The 6,734-nt window shown below is 64.1% G+C and carries 3 protein-coding genes; all 3 read right to left on the bottom strand.

Annotated features, from left to right (window positions below; genetic code table 11):
* Nucleotides 1–66: 66 nt before the first annotated feature.
* Nucleotides 67–1,332 carry a 5-aminolevulinate synthase gene (gene hemA / locus QX070_RS32955; protein WP_409998905.1) on the bottom strand — a complete coding sequence of 422 codons (1,266 nt, stop codon included), beginning with the start codon at nt 1,330–1,332 and terminating at the stop codon, nt 67–69.
* Between the two features lie 32 nt (nt 1,333–1,364).
* Nucleotides 1,365–4,580: a hypothetical protein gene (locus QX070_RS32960; RefSeq protein ID WP_315741303.1), complete on the bottom strand. Its 3,216-nt coding sequence runs from the start codon at nt 4,578–4,580 to the stop codon at nt 1,365–1,367.
* Between the two features lie 50 nt (nt 4,581–4,630).
* Nucleotides 4,631–6,734, bottom strand: a 2,104-nt coding sequence (locus QX070_RS32965; RefSeq protein ID WP_315741304.1) for a cytochrome c3 family protein, incomplete at its 5' end; no start/stop codon positions are given.

Consider the following 6,734-nt stretch of genomic DNA (forward strand, 5'->3'; position numbering starts at 1 on the left):
GCACGACCGCCTTTCCGCACACCGGCCGGACGTGCCGATTTCTGATCCAATCTTTCGCCGGCAGCGCTATGGCGCTTCATGCCCACGTGTGAAGCCTCTCTCCCGGCGGTAACAGAGATGGAGTTTGTCCCACACCTTCATCATCGCATGGACCAGTTGGTCCATGAGCGCGTCGTCGTGATAGGGCGTAGGTGTAAGACGCAGGCGTTCCATTCCTCGCGGGACAGTGGGGTAATTGATCGGCTGGATATAGATGCCATGCTCCGACATCAGCAGGTCCGAAGCCGCCCTGCACTTCTCGGGATCGCCGACATGCACCGGCACGATATGGCTCTCGCTCGGCATCACCGGCAGGTCTGCTGCCGTCAGGACGGACTTCAGCCGCGCTGCACGATCCTGATGCCGGACGCGCTCCGCTGTCGAGGCTTTCAGATGCCGGATTGCAGCGGTCGCGGCTGCACAGACCGGAGGCGGCAATGCCGTCGTGAAGATGAAACCGGGGGCGTAGGAGCGCACCGCATCGATCAGGTTCGTCCCAGCCGCAAGATAGCCGCCGAGACAGCCATAGGCCTTTGCGAGCGTGCCCTCAACAATGTCGATCCTTTCCATGACCCCGTCGCGCTCAGCTATGCCGCCGCCGCGCGGGCCATACATCCCGACCGCATGCACCTCGTCGACATAGGTCAGTGCGCCGTAGCGCTCGGCCAAGTCGCAAATTCGATGCAGAGGCGCGATATCGCCGTCCATCGAGTAGAGGCTCTCGCATACGATGAGCTTTGGCCTTTCGGGATCTGCCGCCCGCAGCAGCCGTTCGAGATGCTCAGGATCATTGTGCTGCCAGATCTGCTTCTCAGCACCGGCCTTGCGTACCCCCTCGATCATGGAGTTGTGATTCAACGCGTCGGAAAGCAGCAAACACCCAGGCAGCAGCTTGGCGATCGTCGATATCCCCGCCTCGTTGGAAACGTAGCCGGAGGTAAACACCAGCGCGGCTTCCTTGCCGTGGAGATCGGCCAGCTCCTGCTCGAGCGCGACGAGCGGATGGTTCGTTCCCGCGATATTACGGGTGCCCCCGGCTCCTGTGCCCATGCGCGATACGGCATCGATCATGGCTCCCATGACCTTCGGGTGCTGGCTCATGCCCAGATAATCGTTCGAGCACCAGATTACGACCTCACGCTTGCCCTCCCCCGAATGCCAGATCGCATAGGGATAGCGCCCCGCCTGGCGTTCAAGATCCGCAAAGACACGATAGCGCCGTTCCTGATGCAGTCGATCCAACGCACCGCGGAACATCGCGTCATATTCGGGGAGGAGGCTCAACGGCCGCATCTGGTAGTTCATGATTGGACGACTCCTGCCGACTATTTTGCCCGATTGAACTGGTAGGAGCCCTGCAGGAAGACGCCATAGCGCTCCGTCGTGTATCTCAGGACCTGATTGAACGAATCGACCGCATTGGTGCTGAGATGCCACCAGCGTCCGCCGATGCCGATGCGGAAATTGTCGGTCAACTGGTAGTTCAGCACGGTCTCGGCCTGGAATCCGGATCCTTGTCCTGAGGCAGGATCGCGCCCGAACGTGAAATAGTGCGTGTCGATCGCATTCTGCGAAGTCCAGACATAAGCGGCCTCCGCCTGCCAGCTCAGCCGGTCCGACAGCCGCGTGTCGAGTGAGACACCGGCCCGTCCGCTATGCCAGCGATCCTGCTCGGTCACCACCTTGACGCCTGCCCCAAGAGCCGGACTGCAGATCGTCGGATTGCCACCCACCTGGGTGCAGCCCCGCGCGTCGACCGTTTCTGTCCAATATTGATAGCCGACGAAGGCACCAAGCCGGAAACGCTCCGTCTCCAGCAGGTTGAAACCGACATCGAGATTTGCGTATTGCAGCCGCCCGCCCACGCTGCTGACGGTCTTGGATGACGGATTGACGAAAGGAGCAAAGTCCTCGTCGACGAGAGTGCCCGAGCTGATCTTGCCCGCCCCGAAATAGCCCTTCAGAAACATGTTGGTGAACGGGCCGTCGAGCGCATCGACCCTGAAGAACATCTCGCCGCTGTGCCCGGTCATGCCGCCATAAGCGAGCCGGGAGACCTGAAGCGTCGCTGCCTGATCGGCGAAATAGCGGTAGCGATTCTGCCCCGAGCTGAACCAGTAGCGCACTCCGGTCTCCAGCATATAGGACGGCAGGATCGACGCGCGCGACCGCAGCGGCATATCGCCCGAGCCCGCGCCCTGGCCGCCTTGCAACGCTGCAGGCCTGGCCCAGGCGCAGCTGACGATCGAGGCGTTGCACTTCGTGACACCGTCGGCGTTGAAATCGCGCCGCAACGTGACCGTCGCGAACAGGTCCTTTGTCGTCGTCTTGACGTTGGCCAGCGTGCTGTCGACGAACCGGTAGCCAATCTCTGTTTCCAAGCTGATCTCCTTCGACCAGAGATAGCTGACCAGCAACGACGGCAGGATCGTGTACTCCTTCAAGTCGGTCCGGGTGCCGGACCTGTAGCCCATCCGCAGCCGCGGGCTGATGGCGAGATCGGGCGTGATCGGGTAGCGCGAGGCAAGATCCAGCACATAGAACTTCGAGTCCGCCAGGCTCGCGTAGCGTAGCGCGCCCATGAACAGATCGCCCGGCTTGATGATGCTGTTCCCGGTCAACTGGGCCGACAGATAATATTCGAGACCGCTCGCCGGCGTGCCGTCGACGCCGCCGGACGGCAGCGTGCCGGTCAGATTGGTCACCGTGGCATCGGCGGCGACCTGCCAGGTCTCGTTCAGGGGCCGCGAATAGCTCACCATCGCCGACTGGAATGTCGGCGTGCGGTCGATCGCGAGCTGCCTGATCTCGCCTGCGGTATTGAACTTCATCATGTCGTAGAGCGTGAGGAACGGCTGCCCCTGCAACGCATTCCAGGTCGAGAGAAATGGAACTCTTCGGTAATCGAACGAGGCGTTGATGACCGACTTGTCCTCGAACGTATACGTTCCCGAGAACACGGCGGCATTGAGCGCGCGGAAATGCGTGTCGTAGTCGATCAGGCCGAGCAGCGACTTGTTGGTGTCGAAATAGCGGAATTCCGCGCCGATGGCCTGGCGGTCGATGATGTTGCGGTCGTATTGCGTGATCAGGTAGACGGTGGTCTCGAGCCCGCCGAGAATCTTGCCGAAATCGATGCTTGCCCCATAGAGCGTCTTGCCATCCTTGAACGGTGCGTCGAAACGGCTCCAGTTCGGCGAGCCCGCGAGCACGTTCAAGCGCAGCCCGGGGCTCTTCTGCCAACTCAGCACCGCGCCGTCGAAACGGCCGATCACGCCGCCGGTGTTGCGGGATTGCCGTCCGACGCGCAAGGTCACGTCGGCTTCCTTCAGCGTGTAATCGACTTGCGCGGTCGAGACGCCATACTTGTCATTGCCCGTATCGAATTGGCGCTCGTGGGTGAACGCCAGCTTGAACTTGGTCCTGATGCGATCGTTGTCCGCGGTGCCCAGGAAGTCGAAATTGGTCAGCAGCGTGTTCTGGTGCACCCGGTGGGCATCGGGATCTGCATTCGGGTTCGGCGCGATGGCCCTGTCCTTGACGGCGCTGGTGCTGTCATTGGTGATGAAGGTGGTCGAGAGGCTGCCCGACATCGACCAGCGCGTATCGCCGTTCGGCCCTGCCGACTTGGTTGGCATCCCTGCCCCCATGTCTCCGCCATCGGAGTTGGCCGGAGACATGTCGCGCGGTCGTGCCGGCGCGCTGCTGGTTGCGGTCAGAAGCGCAGCGAGCCGCTGCCTCACCCGCTCAGCGCCCTCGCCGTTCGGATAACGGCGCAGATAGTCCTCAAATTCGGCCTGGGCTGCAGCGGTCTGCCCGGCCTTCTGGCGCGCGACGCCGAGCAGCTCCTGCGCCTCTGCGCTCGAACCGGTCTCAGGGAGTTTCAGCACCTTCTTCAGAAGGTCGATCGCGGCGTTGAAATTGCCTTTCTTGATCGATGCGCGCGCCTCGTCCATCGAGGCCTCCGCAAACCGGATGTCCGCCGCGGACGCCTGCTGCATCGTGCGATTGTCGTTGCGGACCGACGCCGCCGCACCGGGGATCGCAACCGGTTTCGGCGCATCCGGAGCGGCTACGCTCGGCACCAGGGCCTTCACCTTGCACGCCGACACCGGGCCCTTCCGGGCAATCACGATCGTGACCTGCTCGAAGCTGCCGGATTGCACGATCTGATAGGTGAACTCGCCAGCAAACTGAGCGACGAGGATCGGTCCTCTGTTCTGATCGAGCGTCAAATAGACGTCCTGGATGCCGGAGCCCTGGGCATTGTCGACCCGCACGCCCTCTCGTCTGACCAGACGCCGCGTGATGACGGCGTCCCGATCGACCAATTGTAGCGAGACGCTGAGCTGGCTGCCCTTATCCAGCGGAAAATGCCCAGTGTAGCGCACGCGAGCATGAAAGTTGACGCGCAGCAGGCTGCAGTTGCCGATCGTCGTGGCGTTTGCGCTGGCGACGAACTGATCGATGACGGGCTGGGCCGGTGCGACGCCGAAGGCTCCATCGAGCAGGATTGCGAGCAGGCCGGACAGCAGAGTCATCGCCCATCGGGTCGACCTCGCTGCTGCTGCTTGACTGAAGCGGCAGCTCATCACCAGCCGCCTCCATTGACCCGGTGCTGCCGCTGGCGACGGGTGATGATGGCGGTCTGCGACTTGTCAGCATAGATGTGACACGCGCCGGTGCAGTCCTTGAGCTCGGCGACGGTGTAGTCCATCGGCGCCGGCTTCACGAGCTTGGCATGCTGCTGCGGCCGGAAATCACCCGCGTGACAGGCGGCGCAGTCGGGCTTGTAGGCCGCGAACTTGAACACGACGGCTTGCGAATTGCCGCTGTGGCAGGCGGTGCAGCCAATCGTGGCGCTATGGTTCGGATAGCTTGCCGACATGTGTCGGTAGTTGACCGAACTCCAGCTGACCGTCCGATGGCAGCTCTCGCAGGGGACGTTGGTCACGAAGTGCTTCGGCGATTTGCCGGTGGCATTGGAGCCGTTGTGACAGCTGGCGCACGGCGCAGTGAGGCTGGTGTGATCCATCCGTGCGCCCGAGAACGACACGGTGTTCTTGTGGCAGCTTTCGCATGGCGCGCTGGTGACCACGTGGCGCGGCGGCTTGCCGCCGGCTGATGATCCGTTGTGGCAGGTCGCGCAGGCCGCCATCGTACCGGTGTGACTGAAGCGGGCTCCGCTGAATGTCGTCGTGCTCTTGTGGCAAGTCTCGCACGGCGCATTGGTCGCAACGTGCTTCTGCGGCTTGCCGGTCGCGGCCATGCCGTTGTGACAGCTCGCGCAGGCCGCCATCGTGCCGGTGTGACTGAAGCGGGCTCCACCGAATGTCGTCGTGCTCTTGTGGCAGGTCTCGCACGGCGCATTGGTCGCGACGTGCTTCTGCGGCTTGCCGGTCGCGGCCATGCCGTTGTGGCAGCTCGCGCAGGCCGCCGTCGTCCCGGTGTGGCTGAAGCGGGCTCCGCTGAACGTCGTCGTGCTCTTGTGGCAGGTCTCGCACGGCGCATTGGTCGCGACGTGCTTCTGCGGCTTGCCGGTCGCGGCCATGCCGTTGTGACAGCTCGCGCAGGCCGCTGTCGTCCCGGTGTGGCTGAAGCGGGCTCCGCTGAACGTCGTCGTGCTCTTGTGGCAGGTCTCGCACGGCGCCGCAGTCGCAATGTGCTTCGACGGCTTGCCAGGCGCACTCATGCCGTTGTGGCAGGATGCGCACGGTCCCTGCGCCGTCATGTGGTTGAATCTCGAGCCGGCCTCCGTGGCGCTCGAGCCGGCAAGCCCTGCCCTCGGATTGACCGTCGGCAACAGCGATGGAACCCGACCTGCGTTCTGCGACTCCATTGCATCAGGATTGGCGGCACCGATCGAAGGCAGGAGCTTGCTGCGCGGATCGTTCGGCACAGGCGCTGAAGGGGCGGATGTCATCCGCGGGAGAGTGCTCGGCGGCTGCGACACCGACGCCGCGTCACCAGCTTTCGCCGCGCCGTCGGGTTTGGAGGCGGCAGGCGCACCGGCCGGGGCCCCCGCTCGAGGATCGGTCGTCGCGGCCGCCGACGTCGCAGCTGTATTCGCCAGCGGCTTGCTGCTGAACAAGAGCGTCGAACTGGATGGTGCGGCAGGCTTCGCAGCCGCGCCGGCCGCAGCCGTGGCCGGCGCTGCGCTCGTGCCCGATGCGGACTCGGGAGTCGTGGCCGCCGTCATCGTCCGGTTGGCGGTCGTGGCTGGCGTCACCGCCTTGGCGACGGGCGCCTGAGCGGGGACCACCGACCTGGCCGTGGTCGAGCAACCCGCGGCCGGCTTCTGCGGGTCGTCGTCCCAGGTCGAGAAGTTGGCGGCAGCGCGCACGTGGCAGCAGCCGCAATCCTGTGACTTGGCACTGTGATCCGGCCCCTGCGCGCCTCTGCGGCCCTGGCTGCGATAGGCGCCATTGTGACAGCTGTCGCAGCGCGTCGCATGCACGGCGGTATGGCTCATCGTGTAGGTGGCGAAGCTCGCCGCGGTGTTGGTATGGCAGTTCGAGCACTGGACGCCGGTCACCGGAATGTGCGGCGGCGTGGTCAAACCCTTCGCGCTCGAGCCATTGTGACAGGCGGAGCAATTGGTGTTGGCCGCGGAGTGGGTGAACGCCGCGCCGCCCCAGCTGGTGAAGCCGCCCGAGGCCGCCTTGGCGTGACAGCTGACGCAGTCGGCGCCACCG

This window comes from Bradyrhizobium sp. SZCCHNR1093, assembly GCF_032381175.1.
In the GTDB taxonomy this organism is placed as follows: Bacteria; Pseudomonadota; Alphaproteobacteria; order Rhizobiales; family Xanthobacteraceae; genus Bradyrhizobium.